The organism is Janibacter sp. YB324 (genome assembly GCF_014217915.1).
GTDB lineage: Bacteria > Actinomycetota > Actinomycetes > Actinomycetales > Dermatophilaceae > Janibacter > Janibacter indicus.
Genome location: NZ_CP060120.1, coordinates 409886 through 427460 on the forward strand (window position 1 = coordinate 409886; position 17575 = coordinate 427460).

15 protein-coding genes and 1 tRNA gene are annotated in these 17575 nt (G+C 72.3%); 7 read left to right on the top strand and 9 right to left on the bottom strand.

What is annotated here, in order from left to right:
* Positions 1 to 10: 10 nt before the first annotated feature.
* Positions 11 to 3652 (top strand): DUF4011 domain-containing protein, encoded by a 3642-nt coding sequence (locus tag H7A72_RS02050; RefSeq protein ID WP_185221469.1) that lies wholly within the window; start codon positions 11 to 13, stop codon positions 3650 to 3652.
* Positions 3649 to 3819 carry a hypothetical protein gene (locus H7A72_RS02055; RefSeq protein WP_185221470.1) on the top strand — a complete coding sequence of 57 codons (171 nt, stop codon included), beginning with the start codon at positions 3649 to 3651 and terminating at the stop codon, positions 3817 to 3819. The genes H7A72_RS02050 and H7A72_RS02055 overlap by 4 nt, the downstream gene beginning before the upstream one ends.
* A 31-nt stretch (positions 3820 to 3850) precedes the next feature.
* Here H7A72_RS02055 and mscL read toward each other — a convergent pair whose 3' ends face one another.
* The 4 genes from mscL to H7A72_RS02075 all read right to left on the bottom strand — a co-directional run bounded on the left by mscL (position 3851) and on the right by H7A72_RS02075 (position 6646).
* Positions 3851 to 4213 (bottom strand): large conductance mechanosensitive channel protein MscL, encoded by a 363-nt coding sequence (mscL, locus tag H7A72_RS02060; protein ID WP_084451364.1) that lies wholly within the window; start codon positions 4211 to 4213, stop codon positions 3851 to 3853.
* A gap of 110 nt (positions 4214 to 4323) precedes the next feature.
* Positions 4324 to 4758: a hypothetical protein gene (locus H7A72_RS02065; RefSeq protein ID WP_084451363.1), complete on the bottom strand. Its 435-nt coding sequence runs from the start codon at positions 4756 to 4758 to the stop codon at positions 4324 to 4326.
* Between the two features lie 41 nt (positions 4759 to 4799).
* Positions 4800 to 5114 (bottom strand): FmdB family zinc ribbon protein, encoded by a 315-nt coding sequence (locus H7A72_RS02070; RefSeq protein WP_084451362.1) that lies wholly within the window; start codon positions 5112 to 5114, stop codon positions 4800 to 4802.
* Between the two features lie 11 nt (positions 5115 to 5125).
* The gene (locus tag H7A72_RS02075) at positions 5126 to 6646 is read right to left on the bottom strand and encodes a potassium/proton antiporter (RefSeq protein ID WP_185221471.1); all 1521 of its coding nucleotides are present in this window, start codon (positions 6644 to 6646) and stop codon (positions 5126 to 5128) included.
* A 49-nt stretch (positions 6647 to 6695) separates the two neighbouring features.
* Here H7A72_RS02075 and H7A72_RS02080 point away from each other — a divergent pair, with 49 nt between their 5' ends.
* Entirely contained in the window at positions 6696 to 9272 is a 2577-nt protein-coding gene (locus H7A72_RS02080) for a penicillin acylase family protein (protein WP_185221472.1), read from the top strand.
* On the opposite strand, the gene H7A72_RS02085 is transcribed toward H7A72_RS02080, so the two are convergent.
* On the bottom strand, positions 9238 to 9813 hold the full coding sequence (locus tag H7A72_RS02085) for a 5-formyltetrahydrofolate cyclo-ligase (RefSeq protein WP_185221473.1): 576 nt from the start codon (positions 9811 to 9813) through the stop codon (positions 9238 to 9240). The genes H7A72_RS02080 and H7A72_RS02085 overlap by 35 nt on opposite strands.
* Before the next feature lie 23 nt (positions 9814 to 9836).
* On the opposite strand from H7A72_RS02085, the gene H7A72_RS02090 reads away from it, so the two are divergent.
* Genes H7A72_RS02090 through H7A72_RS02100 form a run of 3 tightly spaced genes read left to right on the top strand, consistent with a single transcriptional unit; the run spans position 9837 to position 12777 of the window.
* On the top strand, positions 9837 to 11234 hold the full coding sequence (locus tag H7A72_RS02090; protein WP_185221474.1) for a UTP--glucose-1-phosphate uridylyltransferase: 1398 nt from the start codon (positions 9837 to 9839) through the stop codon (positions 11232 to 11234).
* Complete coding sequence (locus H7A72_RS02095) at positions 11231 to 11884, top strand: GNAT family N-acetyltransferase (RefSeq protein WP_185221475.1); 654 nt, start codon at positions 11231 to 11233, stop codon at positions 11882 to 11884. The genes H7A72_RS02090 and H7A72_RS02095 overlap by 4 nt, the downstream gene beginning before the upstream one ends.
* Before the next feature lie 41 nt (positions 11885 to 11925).
* On the top strand, positions 11926 to 12777 hold the full coding sequence (locus tag H7A72_RS02100; protein WP_185221476.1) for a hypothetical protein: 852 nt from the start codon (positions 11926 to 11928) through the stop codon (positions 12775 to 12777).
* 14 nt (positions 12778 to 12791) lie between these two features.
* Here H7A72_RS02100 and H7A72_RS02105 read toward each other — a convergent pair whose 3' ends face one another.
* The gene (locus H7A72_RS02105) at positions 12792 to 14054 is read right to left on the bottom strand and encodes an AI-2E family transporter (protein ID WP_185221477.1); all 1263 of its coding nucleotides are present in this window, start codon (positions 14052 to 14054) and stop codon (positions 12792 to 12794) included.
* An 89-nt stretch (positions 14055 to 14143) separates the two neighbouring features.
* On the opposite strand from H7A72_RS02105, the gene H7A72_RS02110 reads away from it, so the two are divergent.
* Positions 14144 to 14219, top strand: a tRNA-Ala gene (locus tag H7A72_RS02110).
* 58 nt (positions 14220 to 14277) lie between these two features.
* Here the strand turns inward: H7A72_RS02110 and H7A72_RS02115 are convergent.
* From H7A72_RS02115 to H7A72_RS02125, 3 genes are read right to left on the bottom strand one after another with little or no spacing between them, the layout of a single operon-like run.
* Entirely contained in the window at positions 14278 to 15360 is a 1083-nt protein-coding gene (locus tag H7A72_RS02115; protein WP_185221478.1) for a site-specific integrase, read from the bottom strand.
* Positions 15357 to 15575: a helix-turn-helix transcriptional regulator gene (locus H7A72_RS17045; protein ID WP_370543552.1), complete on the bottom strand. Its 219-nt coding sequence runs from the start codon at positions 15573 to 15575 to the stop codon at positions 15357 to 15359. The genes H7A72_RS02115 and H7A72_RS17045 overlap by 4 nt, the downstream gene beginning before the upstream one ends.
* Positions 15572 to 16987: a replication initiator gene (locus tag H7A72_RS02125; RefSeq protein WP_185221479.1), complete on the bottom strand. Its 1416-nt coding sequence runs from the start codon at positions 16985 to 16987 to the stop codon at positions 15572 to 15574. The genes H7A72_RS17045 and H7A72_RS02125 overlap by 4 nt, the downstream gene beginning before the upstream one ends.
* Positions 16988 to 17575 lie beyond the last annotated feature (588 nt).

The following is a 17575-nucleotide window of genomic DNA, read 5'->3' on the forward strand; positions in this document are numbered from 1 at the left end:
CGTTGGCGTCGTGACTCCTGTGCCGACGACCCCTGCCCAGGCGCCGGCCGACGTCTCCTCCCTGCGCCGCGAGCTGATGGAGCTCGGCGGCCCCAACACTCTCATCTGGCCGACCCGCGATCCCCACGTCGTCGACCTGACCAACGCCCACCCCGGTGGCGTGGCGATGCTCCTCTCCGGCCGCGACGCCCGCCTGTCCGACCTCGTCCGTGAGCCCGGGGCCCTGCTGCGGGCACAGCGCCGGGCGGCCAGCCTCACCGAGCACGTCGAGCGGATCGCCGAGGAGCACGGCGTGCACACCTGCTTCCTCGCCATGGGCGCCGCCTCGTGGCACGTGCCCGGCGAGGAGGAGCGCCCGCTCGCCCCGGTCGTGCTCCGCCGAGCCGCCCTGCGGCGGCTGCGGCCCGGGCCCGACTTCGCCCTCGACCTGGCCCCCCGGGTCGAGATCAACCCCGCGCTCCTGACCTACCTGCGTCGGGCGTTGAGGCGCGACATCGACGGCGAGGCCCTCGCCGACCTCGGCCGCGGCGACGGTCGCGGCTTCAACCCCACGCCCGTGCTCGACGCCCTGCGCGAGCAGTGCGCCGACCTGCCCGAGCTCAACATCTCCTCGCGGATCGTCCTGGCCGCCTTCCCCCACGGCAAGGCCGAGGCGCTCGCCGACCTCTCCCGGCTCACCGAGTCGGGTGCGCTCGAGCAGGGCCCGGCGGCGGCGCTGCTGGCGGGCGAGGCACTCCCTTCGCCCGAGGCCGAGGCGCCGAGCGTCGCCGACTCCGCCGTCCTCGACGTCACCGCCGACCAGCAGGGGGTGCTCGACCGGGTCGCCGACGGTCAGGACCTCTACGTCGACGCGCCGCCCGGAACCGGTGTCGCCCGGCTCGTCGCCTCGGTCATCGCGCAGGCCGCCGGCGAGCGCCGTTCCGTCCTGCTCCTCACCGAAAAGGCCTCCGCCATCGAGGCCGTCGCCGGCGAGCTCCACCAGGCCGGCCTGGCGGACCTGCTCGTCCACGTCACCGACCCCGCCGCCGAGATCGACCCCGCCCTGGTCACCGAGCGATGGCCTCGCGCGCTGCCGGACTCGGACCGCTCCTTCAGCCAGCCGGGCCGGCGCGCGGCGTCGGCCGCCCGCATCCTCGACGGCCACACCCACGCGATGCACCAGCCGCGTGAGCCCTGGGGCGTGTCCATCGCCGACGCCCAGGACGCGATCGTCGGCCTGTCGACCCGACGACCGGCGCCCCGCTCCCGTGTCCGGATCACCGGCCGCACCCTCGCCGCCCTCGATGCCGAAGGGAGGGACGCCCTCGCCACGCAGCTCACCGGTGTCGCGACCCGCAAGGCCTGGCGCCCCGAGCGCAGCGACGAGCCCTGGCAGGGCGCCCGGCTGACCTCCGCGGCCGACGTCGACGAGGTGCTCGCGGCGCTGGAGCGGTTGCGCGGCAAGGACGGCAGCCTCGCGTCGCTGCGCACGACGGTGCGCGACGTCTTCGCCGACATCGCCGAGCCGCGGTCCGGGCGCCCGGCCGACCTCGGCCGATTCCTCGCCGGCATCGAGGAGATCCGCGACACCCTCGAGGTCTTCCGGCCGGAGGTCTTCGACACCCCGCTCGACCACCTGCTCGCCGCCACCGCACCCAAGGGCACGCCCGACCTCGAGGCGCTCGGCGCCATCGAGCGGCGGCGCCTGCGCGGTCAGGCCCGCCGACTGCTGCGCCCGGGTCGCCCGCCCGAGGACCTCCACGCCGCGCTGCGGCTGGCTGCCGAGCAGCGTCGCTCCTGGTCGCGCCTCACCGGTGGCGGCGGACGCCCCCGCATCCCCGCCGACATGGACCGCGCGCACACCGCCTACGAGCGCGTCTACGCCGACCTGACCCACGTGGGGTCCGTGCTCGCCGACACCGACGCGGGCGGCGACCTGCTCGACACCCCGTGGGAGGAGCTGACCGCCCGCCTCGACGCCCTCGCCAAGGACACGACGGGCGTGCGTGCCGTGCCCGAGGTCATCGAGGATCTCGACGACCTGCGGGCCCGTGGTCTCGGTGACCTGCTCGACGACCTCGCTGCCCGCCGGGTCGCGCCCGACGCTGTCGCCGATGAGGTCCGCTTCGTCTGGTGGACCTCGGTCCTCGCCGAGGCCGGCCGCGACGAGCGATACTCGGCGATCACCGGGGAGAGCCTCGACGAGGCACTGCGCACCTTCGTCGAGGCCGACCGGGCGAGCCTGGGCGCCAACGTCGCTCGCATCGCGACCCGCCAGCGGGAGCGCTTCCACGTCGAGGGTCGGCGCTTCCGCTCCGCCGCTCGTGACGTCGCCGCCGCCCACGAGGGGATCGTGGCGCGACCGCCGTGGACCCGGGCCTTCGACTCCTGGGGCGGGCTGCTGCGCGCCGCGGCTCCCACCTGGGCGATGTCCCCCTTCGTCATCGGACAGGTGCTGCCGGGCGACGAGCGCTTCGACCTGGTCGTCGTCGATGACGCCTCACGCACCTCGCTCGCCCGCACCCTCACCGGGATCGCCCGCGGCAGCCAGCTGCTCGTCATCGGCGACCGCGGTCAGCTGCCGCCCGCGACCTGGTCCGCGGACGCCGGGGTGTCCGCACCTGCGGCACCGAAGCGCTCGCTCGCCGACGTCGCCGCGCAGGTGCTGCCGACCGCCGCGCTGCGGGACAGTGCCTACCCCCGCCCGCGGGTCGCCAAGCTGCTCGTCGACGGCTCGTCCGCCGGGGAGCTCGTCCACCCGCCGCCGCCCCTCGCCCGAGAGGACGTCCACCTCGTGCGCGTCGAGGGTCTGGGCATCCTCGACGAGCGCACCGGGCTCGTCGAGAGCTCGACCGCCGAGGTCGAGGCGGTGCTCGAGCGGCTGCGCCGCCAGCTGAGCGGGCACCCGGGGCGTTCCGTGGGCATCGTGACCTTCGGCCGGGCGCACACCGAGCGGATCGCCGATGCCGTGGCCGAGCTCGCCCAGGGTGACCCGGCCATCGCGCGGGCGATCGCCGAGCTGCCCGAGCCCCTGCTCATCAAGCCCGCCGACCGCTGGCAGCGCGAGCAGCGCGACGCGGTCATCGTCTCGGTCGGGTTCGGCCGCACGCCGCAGGGCCGGGTCGTGCGACGGCTCGGTGCGCTGAGCGGCGACACCGGGGGCGAGCTCGTCCTGCTCGCGGCCACGCGCGCCCGTCTCAGCGTGACCTGGGTGACGACCTTCGAGGCCGACGAGCTCACCGGCGAGCACGGCGACCGGCCGGGGCATCGCGCGCTGCGCACCCTGCTGGCCGGTCTGGCCGACCGGACCCCGCAGGAGGAACCCGAGCCTCCCGCGCTCAGCCCGCTGCTCGACGGCTTCGTCCAGAGGCTGCGCGAGGGCGGCCTGTCGGTGCGCACCGGCGTCGGCATGGGCGAGCACCGTATCGACATCGCCGTCGCCGACCCCCGCGACACCGAGCGCATGCTCCTGGCCGTCGACGTCGACGGGCCCGGCTACGCCGGCCTGGCGTCGACCCGGCAGCGCGACCGGATCCTCGTCGAGCGACTCACCGACCTCGGGTGGCACCACCTGCGGCTGTGGGCCGTGGACATCTTCGCCGACCCGGCACGTCAGGAGGCCCAGGTCGCCCGAGCGGTGCGCGAGGCCATCGGAGATCAGGAGCAGTCATGAGTACGACACCCGAGGAGCAGGCGCCGGAGGAGCAGCCGCGGACGCCTCGTCCCCGCACCCGTCCGGAGCAGACCCGCGACGACACCGACCGCGGCTGGGGCGAGCGCCCCGACGAGGACGAGCACGACCGCTGGCTGCGCGAGCAACGCCCGCCTCACTGGGAGTGAGGCGGGCGTCGGGTCGTGCTCGTCGCGTGACTCAGGCGCGGCCGGCGCGCAGGGAGTCGCGGATCTCGCGGAGGAGCTCGACGGACTCGTCGGTGGTCTCCTCCTCGGCGGCGACGAAGCGCGCACGCATCGCGGTGTACGGCTTCACGACGAAGAAGTACACGACGAAGGCGAGGATGAGGAAGGCGATGACGGCGGTGATGAAGGCACCGACCGGCAGGTCGCCCGGCTTGAAGCTGGTGAAGTCGGGGTTGGCGCCGACGACCTTGGCGATGGCCGACAGCAGCAGCTCGGTGAACGTCGCGACGACGGTGCCGAACGAGGTCGCCATGATCAGACCGACGGCGATCTCGACGAGATTGCCGCGCATGAGGAAGTCCTTGAAGCCCTTCACGAGGGTCTCCCTTCAACTGGGTAACAGGGGTCGCGACCGAGGCCGCTCGTCTTTCAGTGTGGACCATGGGGAGGCCGTTTGCGCGGCCATGCGCCACCCGTCGTGTCGCATCAGCCGTGGCGGACGAGCACGAAGCCGCCCTGGGTCGGCCCGTCGACCCCCATCTGGCGCAGGATCGCGCCGATGTCGTTGTCGCGCAGCGTGATCCGAGCCACGCTGCGCCCGGACGCGTCCTCGTCGCCCCCGCGGAAGCGGGCCGAGGCGACGACGGGCTCCGCACGGCCGGGGAGGTAGACGCCGACCCGGTCGCCGGGGGAGAGGTGGTCTGCGGGCATCGCCAGCGGCAGGGAGAGCTCGGGGCCGGTGGGTGTCGAGGAACTCGGGGCGAGGCTCTCGGCCGGCGCGAGCGCGCCGAGCGCCAGGTGCAGTGCGAGCAGGATCGACAGCGCGGCAAGGGCCCGGCGGGCGAGCGAGAGGCGCCACGCGGCACGTCGGGAGGGCCCGAAGAGCGAGGGCAGGTGCTGGGCGAGAGCGGATGCGGCCATGGCCCGACGCTAGGGGCGCGGCGGGCCGGTCGGGGCAGGCGTCAGCTGGCGGTGGACGACGCGGTCGCAGCGCTCGAGCTTGTGGACGAGCTGGAGCTCGACGCGCTCGAGGAGCTGCTCGACGACCCCGACGCGCTCGAGGAGGACGAGTCGCTCGAGCTCGAGGAGGACGAGTCGTTGGAGCGCGAGTCGTTGCGGTAGAACCCGCCGCCCTTGAAGACGACGCCCACGGCGTTGAACTGCTTGCGCAGGGTGCCGTCGCACTGCGGGCACACCGTCAGCGCGTCGTCGCTGAAGGACTGGACGATGTCGAAGGCGTGGCCGCAGTCGGCGCAGGCGTAGGCATAGGTAGGCATATCGGGTCATATCATACGTCGGTCCGCCATCCGGCCAGTCGACCTGCCCGCGACACGGCACGGAAGCGGGCCTCGGTCGCCTCGCGAAGCGCCCCGGGGGTGACGACGAGGAGCCGGTCGCCGGTCAACAGCCGGGTGTGGGCGTCGGGGACGAAGGTCGCCTCGTCGCGGACGACGAGCGAGACATTGGCCCCGCGGGGCAGTCGCAGCTCGTAGACCTCGACGCCGGCCAGACGAGAGCCGGGCACGACCGCGACCTCGAGCATCTCGGCACCGAGCTGCTCGAGCGGGACCGACTCGACGACCACCCCGGTCGCCAGCGCCGGCTCGGTGACCCGCAGCCGACGGGCCACCCACGGCAGCAGGGGCGCCTGCACGAGGGTGAAGATCACGACGAGCATGAAGACCAGCTCGAAGACCCACTCGACGCCGGGCACGGAGTTGGTCACCGGCACCGTGGCGAGCACGACGGGCACGGCCCCGCGCAGACCGGCCCACGACAGGAAGGCCTGCTCGCGCCACGGGACGCCGAAGGGGGTGAGCGAGACGAGCACCGACAGCGGCCGGGCCACGAGCAGCAGGACGAGCCCCACGACGATCGCGCGGGGGATCTCCTCGACGATCCCGGAGGGGCGGGCGAGCATGCCGAGCATGACGAAGAGGCCGATCTGGGCGAGCCAGCCGAGCGCCTCGGCGAAGCCGGTGACCGACTGACGGTGCGACAGGTGCATGTTGCCCAGGACGAGCGCAGCGAGGTAGCAGGCGATGAAGCCCGAGGTGTGCAGCGTCGCGGCCGCCGCGTAGGCGAGCACGCCGACGGCCACCACCCCGAGGGAGAAGAGCCCGGACGTGCCCTGGGCCAGCCGCTGCATGAGCTTGCCGCCGAGCCACCCGATCGCCAGACCGATGAGCGCCCCACCAGTGAGCTCGGCGACGGCGAGCAGGCCGATGGCCCACCACGGCTCGGCGTCTGCGGGGTGGGCGATCTGCAGCGAGAGGGCGGTGACGAGCAGGACGACGGGGGCGTCGTTGAAGCCGGACTCGGCCTCGAGCATCCCGGACAGCCGCCGCGGCAGCGGCACCACCCGCAGCACGGAGAAGACCGCGGCCGCGTCGGTGGAGGCGAGGATCGCGCCGATGAGCAGGCTGATCCGCCAGTCGGTGTGCAGGATCTGGTGCAGCGCGACGGCGACCACGGCGACGGACACGAGCACGCCGACGGTCGAGAGGGCGAGCGCGGGGGCGACCGACGCGCGGATCGAGGACCACTTCGTCGTGAGGCCGCCCTCGACGAGGATGAGCACGAGCGCGCAGTAGCCGAGTACCTGCGCCATCTGCTCGGAGTCGAAGGGGATGCCCAGCCCCTCCCGCCCCAGCGCCAGGCCGATGGCCAGGTAGAGCAGGAGCGTCGGCAGGCCCGAGTGGGTGGCCAGCCGCACGGCGGCGACGGCGACGACGAGCACGAGCGACCCGGCGAGCAGGACGAGCGAGAGCTGCGACAGGTCGAAGCCCGCGGCCGCAGGATCGCCCATCGTCACCTGAAGACCTCCTCCGCCCGTCGTCTGCGCATAGTCTCTCAGGGTGAGCCTCGTGCGTAAGGTCCGCCGCACGCTCGTCGTCGTGCTGGCGCTCGTGCTCGTCACCGCGGTGGTCCTCGCCGGCGTCGTCATCGGTCAGGGCCGCCGACCCCTGCCGCAGACGAGCGGGACGATCGAGCTGGCCGGGCTCGACGGCAAGGTCGAGGTGCTGCGCGACGCGCAGGGCGTGCCCCACGTCTACGCCGACACGACCGGCGACCTCGTGCGGGCGCAGGGCTATGTGCAGGCGCAGGACCGGTTCTTCGAGATGGACCTGCGGCGGCACATCACCGCCGGTCGCCTCGCCGAGCTCGTCGGCGAACCCGGTGTCGAGACCGACAAGGTGGTGCGCACGATGGGCTGGCGGCGCGTCGCCGAGGCGGAGCTGCCGACGCTCGACCCGCGGACCCGGCAGGCCCTCTCGGCCTACACCGACGGGGTCAACGCGTGGATCGACGAGCACGGTTCCACGGCGTCGATGGCCCTGGAGTACACCGTCCTCGACCTCACCCTCCCGGAGTACCAGGTCGAGCACTGGACCTCGGTCGACTCGCTCGCCTGGCTCAAGGCGATGGCCTGGGACCTGCGCGGCAACTACGACGGCGAGCTGACCCGCGCGCTGCTCCAGGGCCGGGTCAGCGACGCGATGATCGAGGACCTCTACCCGGCCTACCCGACCCGTGAGCACGCCCCGATCCTGTCCGGCAGCGACTGGCGGCCGTCGACGCAGGAGCGTCCCGCCTTCACGACGAAGGGGGAGGGCGTCCCCCTTCGTGCCTCGCAGGCCCGCACCGCGATGACCGAGACGGTCGCCGCGATCGACGCCGTCCCACCGCTCCTCGGCCACGGCGAGGGTGTCGGGTCCAATGCCTGGGCGGTGAGCGCGGAGCGCTCGACCACGGGCAAGCCGTTGCTCGCCAATGACCCGCACCTCGGGGTGACGCAGCCGGGCATCTGGTACCAGATGGGGCTGCACTGCCGCGAGGTCAGCGACGCCTGCCCCTTCGACGTGTCGGGCTACACCTTCGCCGGGGTGCCGGGCGTGGTCATCGGGCACAACCGCGACATCGCCTGGGGCCTGACCAACCTCGGGCCGGACGTCACCGACTTCTACCTCGAGCAGATCACCGACGACCGCTACCTGCGCAAGGGGCGTCTCGTGCCGCTCGAGACCCGCGTCGAGCGGATCCGGGTCGCTGGTGGCAAGACGCAGCGGATCACCGTGCGCTCGACCGGCCACGGTCCGATCCTCTCCGACGTCGTCCCCACGGTCGCCGAGGCGGGGGAGGAGGTCGAGGTCGAGGGCCGGAGCACGCAGAGCTACGCCGTCTCGCTCGCCTGGACCGCGCTCGAGCCGGGGCGCACCGCCGACGCGATCTTCGGCCTCAACACCGCGAGCAACTTCGACGAGTTCCGCGCTGCGGCACAGGACTTCGCCGTGCCCAGCCAGAACCTCGTCTACGCCGACACCGCCGGCCACATCGGCTACCAGGCGCCCGGCCGGGTGCCGATCCGGCAGGGGGTCGGTGACCACCCGCCGGGCTGGTTGCCGGCGCCGGGCTGGGACGAGACCTACGACTGGACGGGCTACGTGCCCTTCGAGGACCTGCCGTGGACGCTCGACCCGCAGGAGGGCCTGGTCGTCACGGCCAACCAGCAGGTCACGGCGAGCACCACCCCCTTCCTCACGACGGAGTGGGACCACGGCTACCGGTCGCAACGCATCCACGACCTGCTGCTCAGCGAGGAGCGGGTGAGCCCCGACAAGATGGCGCGGGTGCAGCTCGACACCCACCACGGGCTGGCGCCGGTGCTCGTCGACCGACTGCTCGAGATCGACCTCGACGACGACTTCACCGAGGACGCACGGGACCTGCTGCGCGACTGGGACGACAGCCAGCCGGCCGGTGAAGGCTCGCACGCCGCCGCCGCGATGTACTTCAACGCCGTGTGGCAGCAGCTCGTGCGGCTGACCTTCGACGACGACCTGCCCGCCGAGCTGCCGGCGAGCGGGGAGTCGGCCTACTGGACCGCGATCGAGCAGCTGCTCGACAAGCCGCGCAGCGGCTGGTGGGACGACCGGACGACGCCCGGCGTGCTCGAGGGCCGCGACGAGATCCTGCGGCGCGCCCTCGTCGACGCCCGACTCGAGCTGACCCGCGAGCTCGGCAAGGACCCGACGACGTGGCGGTGGGACCAGCTGCACCGGGTGACCTTCCGCCACCAGGTGCTCGGCGGCGACGACGTGCCCGGGCCGGTGCGCCGCCTCGTCAACGGCGGGTCGCACCCGGTCGCCGGCGGCACCTCGACGGTCAACGCGATGGCCTGGACCGCGCCCGAGGGATTCGGCGTGACCAATGCGCCGTCGATGCGCATGGTCGTCGACCTCGGCGACCTCGACGCCTCCCGGTGGGTCAACCAGACCGGGGCCTCGGGGCACCCCTTCAGCGACCACTACGACGACCAGACGCAGGCCTGGCTCGCGGGCGAGACCTATCCCTGGCCGAGCACCCGCCGCGCCGTCGAGGAGTCGACCGAGGAGACCCTCACGCTCGTGCCCGGCTCCACCCGTCGGCAGTGAGCACGAGCGCCACCGGCACGTCGTGGGGGTCGGCGGGCAGGGGCTCGTCGGTGACCTCACCGGGGTGGAGCAGGACGACGAAGGGGGTGCCCTCCGCGAGCATCGGCAGCACCCGGTCGTAGCAGCCGCCGCCCTGCCCGAGCCGCGTGCCGGCCGCGTCGACGGCCAGCGCCGGGGTGAGGACGAGGTCGGCGCGCGTGGGGGAGTCGATGCCCAGCGGGGTGCGGTCGGGGTCGGCGAGGTCGCACCACTCCAGCCGCATGTCGGGCAGGGTGATCGGCACGAGCACGCGGTGGCCGGCCGCCTGCAGGGCGGTGTTGACCGCCGCGGTCGGCGGCTCGTGGGGCAGCGACTCGTAGGACAGGACTGTCGTCGGGGCGGCGCCCGGGACCGCCCCGGGCCAGCCCGCGGGCGGGTCGGCGAGGAGGTGCTCGGCCAGCGCCGCCCCGTCCGCCGTGAGGTCACGAGCGGCCGCCAGCTCCCGCCGCCGGGCCCGCAGGAGGCGACGGATCTCTCCCTTCGTCCTCCGGGCGGGTGCCATGAGCGCATCGTAGGGTGACCGTCATGGGAGCAGCAGGGCGAGACGAGGCCGTCGCCAGGATGACCGCGCGCGGGGTGGACCCGCGGGCTGTGGCGGTCTTCGAGGACTACTGGCAGCAGCTCGCCGACGGCGCCCAGGGCACGATCCCCGAGGAGAGCATCGAGCCTCTCGTCGACCCGCCCGAGCTCGCCGCCATCGAGGTGAGCGACGACGAGCGCCGGGCCGCGATGGCCAAGGTCGCGGTCATCAAGCTCAATGGCGGTCTCGGCACGAGCATGGGCATGTCCGGGCCCAAGTCGGCCGTCGTCGCGCGTGACGGGCTGACCTTCCTCGACATCATCGCCCGCCAGCTCATCGCCCTCGAGGAGCGCTACGGCACCCGTCCGCCCCTCGTGCTGATGAACTCCTTCCGCACCCGCGAGGAGTCGCTCGAGATCCTCGAGCGCTACCCGCAGCTGGCGCGCCAGGACCTGCCGCTCGACTTCGTGCAGAGCATGGAGCCCAAGCTCGACGCCGCGACCCTTGCGCCGGTGACCTGGCCCGACGACCCCACCCTCGAGTGGTGCCCGCCCGGCCACGGCGACGTCTACGTCTCGCTCGCCGCCTCCGGCCTGCTCGACCAGATGCGCGCCGCCGGCATCCGCTACGCCTTCATCTCCAACTCCGACAACCTCGGCGCGACCTGCGACCCCGACATCGCGGCCTGGCTGCTCGCCGAGGGCATCCCCTTCGCGGCCGAGGTCGCTGAGCGAACGGCCAACGACCGCAAGGGTGGTCACGTCGCCGTGCGCCGCAGCGACGGACGGATCGTCCTGCGCGAGTCGGCCATGGTCGTCGACGGCGAGGAGGATCTCTTCCAGGACACCTCGCGCCACGGCTGGTTCAACACCAACAACCTGTGGGTCGGCCTCGACGAGCTCGACGCCCTGCTGCGGGAGCGCGACGGCGTCCTCGGCCTGCCGATCATCATCAACCGCAAGACCGTCGACCCCACGCGCGCCGACTCCACCCCGATCATCCAGATCGAGTCGGCGATGGGCACGGCCGTCGAGGCCTTCGAGGGCAGCGTCGCGCTGCGCGTGCCGCGCTCGCGCTTCCGTCCGGTCAAGACGACCAACGAGCTGCTCCTCGTGCGCAGCGACGTCTTCGAGCTCGACGAGGCCTCGCGGGTCGTCTCGCGGATCGAGCGCAAGGACCCGCGGGTCAGCCTCGACGGCAGCTACAAGTTCCTCGCCGACTTCGACGCCCGCTTCCCCGCCGGGGCTCCTTCGCTGCGCGAGTGCACGAGCTTCGCCGTCGAGGGCGATGTGACCTTCGGTGCCGACGTCGTGGCCGTGGGAGATGTCGAGGTCGTCGCGAGCGAGCCGACGACGGTGGCGGACGGGACCCGGCTCGAGGGCCGGGTCACGTTGCCGCAGTGAGGCGCTCGCGCGAGGTCGTCCTCACCGGGACCACTCCTGCGGGCGAGGAGATCTCCCTTCGTCCCGTGCGAAGGGGGGACCGCGCCGAGTTCATCGCGCTGCGGGAGCGCAATGCCGACTGGCTGCGTCCGTGGGACCCCACGGTGCCGCCCGGCGGGCCGGCGCGACGCGACATCGCGGCCGACTTCGGTGGCTATGTGCGGGCGCTGCGGCGCGAGGCCCGCTCCGGCGGCGGGCTGAGCCTGGTGGTCGTCGTCGCCGGGCGACTCGTCGGGATGGTCGCGGCCAGCAGCATCGTCGAAGGCGCGCTGCGTTCGGCGAGCATCGGCTACTGGGTCGGGCAGGAGGTCGCCGGCCGGGGAATCGCTCCGACGGCGGTCGCCACGATCGCCGACCACCTCATGGACCCGCGCGGCCGCAACCTGCACCGGGTGCAGCTGGAGATCCGCCCGGACAACCCCGCGAGCCTGGCCGTCGCGGCGAAGCTCGGGTTGCGCGAGGAGGGGCTGCGGCGTGCCTATCTCCACATCGACGGCGACTGGCGCGACCACCGCAGCTTCGCCGTCGTGCGCGAGGAGCTCGGTCCCGGAGGGCTCACGGCACGCTTGTCACACCCACAACATCCGTCACGTGCGCGACACACCGAGTAACCTGCGCCACGCGCGGTGCTCGTCCTCATAGCGTTGTCCTCGTGCAGCCGAGCAGCCTCATCTTCGTCCTCGTCGTGGCGATCTGGGCTGTCTATCTCCTCCAGTACTGGATCAAGCGCCGCGACCACCTGTCCACCGTGCGGTCCGTCGACCGGTTTTCCGCTGCCATGCGGGTCCTCGACGACCACCGACTGCGTCGTGAGTCGGCCGAGCCGACGCCGCGCTCCTACTCCGTCGCTCCGGTGCGTGCCGCGCGACCCGAGGTGACCGTCAAGCACGCCGAGGCTCCGCAGCGCGCCGAGGCGCCCCAGCGCGGCCGCCTCGCCGAGCCGGCCGTCGGTGCTCCCCGTCGGGTGCGCGGTCTGGTGCTGCTCTCGATGGTCGTGCTGCTGCCCGTCGTCGTCCTCGTCGCGGCCTTCGGCCCGCTGCCCTGGTGGGTCGGGCTCGCCTGGCTCGTCGGGACCGTCGCGGCCTTCGGCTGGCTGCGTCAGGCCGTGCAGGTCGAGCGTCGGGCCCGTGCCGCCGAGCGTGCCGCGGCTCGTCGCGAGCGGGCCGCCGCACGCCCGAACGCGCCGAGCGCGCCCCGGGCCAGCGCTGCTCCGGCCGCCGCGCCCCGCGCGCCCGAGCGCATCTACGACGTCGCTGCCGCCGCCCCGGCCGCCGAGCCCGAGACCGAGGTCGCGACCCCGGTCGCCGAGGCCGAGCCGGAGCCGGGCACCTGGCAGCCCACCCCCGTGCCGCGCCCCGTCTACACGATGAAGGCCGCGGCCCACCGGCCCGAGCCGGCTCCCGCGCCGACCGCCGCTCCGGTTGCACCCGCGACCGCCGACGACGTGCCGCAGATCATCGACGTCGAGGACGACGAGCTGCCGGCCATCGCGGGCTGGGGCTGAGCCCCCTTCGTCCATCAGGACTCGAGGCGGCTGCGCTCGTCATCCTCGGCGACGTCCTCACGGATCTCCGCGTCCTGCTCCCGTGACTCGACGAGGTCTGCGGGGTCGTCGACGTCTTCGGGCTCGGGGTCGAGGAGGTTGTGGCCCACGGCGTTGAGCACGGCGACCGTCGGGACCGCGACGAGGGCCCCGATGACGCCGCCGACGATGATGCCCGTGGCGATGCCGAGGATCACCGCGAGCGGGTGAACCCGCACGGCCCGGCCGAGGAGCAGCGGCTGCAGCACGTGCGACTCGAGCTGCTGCACCGAGATGACGACACCGAGCATGATCAGGGCGGTGACCGGTCCCTTGGCGACGAAGGCCAGCGCGACCGCGATGAAGCCGGAGACGAGCGCTCCGACGATCGGGACGAAGGACCCGACGAAGACGAGCAGCGCGATGCCGGAGGCGAAGGGGACGCCGAGGACGAAGGCACCCAGGCCGATGCCGAGCGCGTCGACCCCGGCGACGAGGATCGTCGCGCGAGTGAAGGCCTTGAGCTGGTTCCACGCGATGGCGCCGGAGGAGAGGACCTTGGCGCGGGCGCCGCGCGGGAAGAGGCGCACGATCCACGCCCAGATGCCGGGCCCGTCGTAGAGGAAGAAGAAGAGCGAGAACATCGCCAGGAAGAAGCTGGTGAGCAGGTGGCCGACGGTCAGGCCGGCCTGGGTCGCGCGGGCCGAGAGGTCCTCGCCCTGCGCGACCTTGGCCCACTGCTCGGTGAGCCACCTCGTGATCTGGCCCTCGGTGAGACCGAAGGTGGAGACGATCCACTCGCGCGACTCCTCGATGCCCTGGGTCACCTGGCCGACGATGTCGTCGAGCTGGTCGGCGAACTGGTTGCCGACGAAGCTGAAGAGCGCGACGAGGACGGCGAGGGTGCCGAGCACCGTGGCGCCAGCGGCCAGCCCGCGGGGCAGGACCACGCGCAGCCGCTGGTAGAGCGGCTCGAGCAGGGCCGCGAGAAGCAGCGCGATGATCACCGGGAAGACGACCTCGGACAGCTTCGAGATGATCCAGAGCAGCGCGAGGATCCCGACGCCGATGACCAGGCTGCGCCACACCCACTCCGAGGCCGCCCGGAAGGTCGGAGGGACCGTCGCTGGGGCCGACGACGTCGGGGGCGTGGTCTGGATGACGATCTGGCGCTCAGGCGCTGGGGCCGCAGGCAGCTGAGGCAGGCGGCGGGGGATGCGGGGCAGCCGCACTCCCTTCGGGCGGCGCTCGTCGCTCATGCGGCTCCTCACAGGTCCGTGGTCTGCCGACTCTAGTCGCCCGGATTGCGAGTCCCGGCCACGCCGGTGTTATGGTTGCCGTCGTTCTCGGGGCTGTGGCGCAGTTGGTAGCGCGTCTCGTTCGCAATGAGAAGGTCAGGGGTTCGATTCCCCTCAGCTCCACCACCGGAGATCCCCGGCACAGCAGCGAAATCGCTGGTTCTGTGGCCGGGGTTTCTCTTTGTCATTCCGACCTCGCCTCCTGATCTGCCCCCCGGGTGCCCCCCGGCGTGGAATTGAGCCGCTCTAGCCCCGCCCGGTCAGCACCCGTGCCGAGGAAGTGCAGGTACCGGTTCGTCGTCGCGATGGACTCGTGCCCCATCCACGCTTGCACCGTCCCGGGATCGACCCCGCGACTGAGCCAGAGGCACGCAGCCGTGTGCCGCAGGTCGTGCACCCGGCGACCTCGACCGGTCGTGGACCAGTTCAAGGTGCGCAGCACTGCTGAGCGGTGCAGCTGCGACCCGCGCTCGGTGGTGAAGAGCAGGTCTCCTTGTGCCTTGCCCTCCGTCAGCCGCAGCACGATCGGTAGCACGCGGTTGGCCAGCGGCACCCGTCGTGATCGCCGGCCCTTCGTCGCTTTCACCGGCTGGCCCTCGGGCTGGGAACGGCGGACGAGGAGGCCGGGCGTGGGAACCCGCATGACGTCCTCGACCCGCATTGCCCTCGCTTCGGCCCAGCGCAGTCCCGTCCACGCCAGTAAGAGCAGCAGGTCCGCCAGATGTGGGGAGACCGTGCTCCACTCTGCATGGACCTCCTCGAGTGCCTCCTCACTGAACGGGTCCATCTCCTCGACCTCGCCGGACTGCTTGGGCACGGTGACGCCGATGACCGGGTTGGCCAGGACGAGCTTCTCCCGCACACACCAAGCGAAGAACGACGACAGACTTGCCCGATACCGCCGAACGGAGCTCTCCGCGAGACCCGCAGCAAGCAGTGCCTCGAAGGAACGCGCAACCTCCCGCCCGGAGACCGCCGACACGTGCAGCGCCAGCATGCTCGTCGGCATCAGCCGCAGCAGGTCCTGGTCCGCTCGATAGGTCTTCGCAGCAACGGTGGTCCGGCGAACTTCGAGCCACTCCACCACGAGGAGGCGGACTCGCTGACGCCCTGCGCGGGGATCGACACCGCCGGCCAGGGCTGCCCGCTCTCGAGCAAGCCAGGCCTTCGCTTCGCGTTGGGTGTCGAAGACACGGCTGGCGACATCGACCCGCCCGCTCTTCAACTTCGCCCGGAACCGACCGTTCGGCGTCCTCTGGACGCTCATGCTGCCGCGCTCTTCAACCAGGCATCCACGTCCTCCTGCCGGTAACGCGGGATGAAGGGGGACAGCCACGTCACCCGAGGTCCCTCACCGGATTGACGCCAGCGGCACAACGTCGAAGGTGAGACCTGGACGGCCCGCGCCACCTCGTTGGTGGTCAACAACCGAGGCAGCGATGGCCCCTCCAGAGGTGTCGGTCTGTTCTCGCTCATGATCATTCCCCTTTCTGTACTCCATTTCGGGTGGTGCGCTGCTGGGCTTTCCACAGGACGTATTCGCGGGTGCGGGCGGCGACGGCCAGGGCCATGGCTTCTTCGGTGTGGTCGCGCCAGCCGGTGCCGATGTAGGTCCAGGACCCGACGACCTGGGTGGTTTCGTCTGCGTCCTCGGCGAGCAGGCGTGCTTCGAGGTCGCGGGTGTCGATCGGGGTACCGGTGCGGCGGGACTCCGCGGCGAGTTCTTGCCAGCGTGACCTCGCGCGGCGAAGGGCGCCGAGGGTGATGGAGTAGCGGCGGGACTTGGTGCCGAAGTGGCCGCGAAAGCCCAGGCAGCGCACCCACTTGCCCATTCGTTGGTAGTCGTGGTCGACGTCGTGGAAGGTCGCGGCTCGCTGCGCCATCTCGCGGCATTCCCGTTTGAGGGCGAGGAGGTGGGGGCGTCCTTGGCCGTGGCCGTGCAGGCTGGAGGAGTCCTTGGTGGAGTACTTCGCCAGGTACCCGGCGACCTGGTCGGGGGTCAGTGGGCCGCTCGGGTCGTCGGTACGTGACCCTCCGCGGACGGTGCGGGCATCGACTTGGGCGCCGAAGGTCAGCACGCGTGGGGTGTCTTCGTGGTCGACGGGGTCGGCCAGGACGGTCACGCTCGGGACGACCTTGCGGACGAGCGCAGCGAGATCGGCGCCATCCAAGGAGACGGGCGCGGGTGAGCCGGTGCCACCGCTGGCGGGGCCATCAAGGCGGATCAGGGCGTGGAAGTGCACCAGTCCGCGGGTTTGGTACTCGGCGACCTTGGCGTACTGGATCGACGCGTGTCGGCTCAAGCGTGAGTCGGAGACGCCCAGGCGGTGGGCGATGCCGCGCCGGAGGGCGATGGTGAAGCGTCGCCACAGCTCAGGTGCGTGCCATTGCCACATCACCGCAGAGGCCGTGTCGTGGCACTCGAAGCACAACGGGGACCCGTTGATCTCGTCGTCTGCGTCGTGGATGCGGTTGCACCAGGTGGGGCGGCCGTGGGGGCAGCGGGTGCGCGATTCTGGTCGTCGGGGCCGGCAGGGGCGGCCGGTGCGGTGGCCGTGGACGTGCCCGAAGGAGGGGGCGGTGAGGGTGACGAACAGCAGCGGGTTGTCGCGCACCTGCTCGGGCACGGTCTTGCCGCCGTTGACGCCGGCATGGATCAACGCGTAGGTGTCGCGGGCGTAGAGGCGTGAGCAGGACGGGCACACCGAGGCGCGGCGGTTGCCGCATGGGCGGTGCAGGGTCCCGAACGGCAGCTCGCGGGAGTCGAAGGTGGAGATGACCTGACCGGTGGTGGTGTCGACGGTGGCCGAGGACCCGACCAGTCGGATGGGGTGGGCGCAGTTGCCGGTGGCGGCCAGCGCGTCGAAGAAGGCATCCATGGTGCCGTCGCGCATGCGGGAGGCGATCAGCTGCGCGTTCGCGGGGCGGGCCAGGGCCGGTAGGTCGAGTGGGGTGTCTTCCCCGAACCCGGGGAACCGGTCTGGGCCCACAGCGGGGGATCGTGATGTGTCTGTGGTGTGCACGGTCCCTCCTGATCAGAAGGGTGTGCCGCGTGAACGGTGGTGCTGGCCTTGGGGTTCACGCGGCACACCCAGTCTGTGGGGGAGCGCGGCAAAGAAGTAGGGAGGTCGGACGTCGCAAGGCCGCTCAACGCCGGTCGCACCGCCGCATAGAGGGGGTGCAGGGCGCGGATCCAGTCAAGTGGTTGTAACGGCCATCGGTGATGCGAGCGCACTGGGCCCGAGGTGGGGAGCCGACCCCCAGGGACTTATCCCGTTCAATGTGTGTGTTGATCCGCACCCACTACCTTGCCGCACCCGAAGGCCCCGCGCATCTTTCACCCAAGATCCCTGTGGATGACCTGACTCTTGGATGACAGCCGTCGGGGTGGGGCGAGCGGGGTAGGCGAGCCGCCGGGCGAGCCAGAAGCGGAATCGGCTTGATCGCTGGTTTAGGCTCAGGGAACCGCCGGAACTGTCTTG

What these genes read in the sequence shown, in the direction of transcription:
- H7A72_RS02055 (WP_185221470.1), top strand. Translation starts at nt 3,649, where the DNA reads ATGAGTACGACACCCGAGGAGCAGGCGCCGGAGGAGCAGCCGCGGACG.
- H7A72_RS02065 (WP_084451363.1), bottom strand. Translation starts at nt 4,758, where the DNA reads ATGGCCGCATCCGCTCTCGCCCAGCACCTGCCCTCGCTCTTCGGGCCC.
- H7A72_RS02070 (WP_084451362.1), bottom strand. Translation starts at nt 5,114, where the DNA reads ATGCCTACCTATGCCTACGCCTGCGCCGACTGCGGCCACGCCTTCGAC.
- H7A72_RS02075 (WP_185221471.1), bottom strand. Translation starts at nt 6,646, where the DNA reads ATGGGCGATCCTGCGGCCGCGGGCTTCGACCTGTCGCAGCTCTCGCTC.
- H7A72_RS02085 (WP_185221473.1), bottom strand. Translation starts at nt 9,813, where the DNA reads ATGGCACCCGCCCGGAGGACGAAGGGAGAGATCCGTCGCCTCCTGCGG.
- H7A72_RS02090 (WP_185221474.1), top strand. Translation starts at nt 9,837, where the DNA reads ATGGGAGCAGCAGGGCGAGACGAGGCCGTCGCCAGGATGACCGCGCGC.
- H7A72_RS02105 (WP_185221477.1), bottom strand. Translation starts at nt 14,054, where the DNA reads ATGAGCGACGAGCGCCGCCCGAAGGGAGTGCGGCTGCCCCGCATCCCC.
- H7A72_RS02115 (WP_185221478.1), bottom strand. Translation starts at nt 15,360, where the DNA reads ATGAGCGTCCAGAGGACGCCGAACGGTCGGTTCCGGGCGAAGTTGAAG.
- H7A72_RS17045 (WP_370543552.1), bottom strand. Translation starts at nt 15,575, where the DNA reads ATGATCATGAGCGAGAACAGACCGACACCTCTGGAGGGGCCATCGCTG.
- H7A72_RS02125 (WP_185221479.1), bottom strand. Translation starts at nt 16,987, where the DNA reads ATGCGCGACGGCACCATGGATGCCTTCTTCGACGCGCTGGCCGCCACC.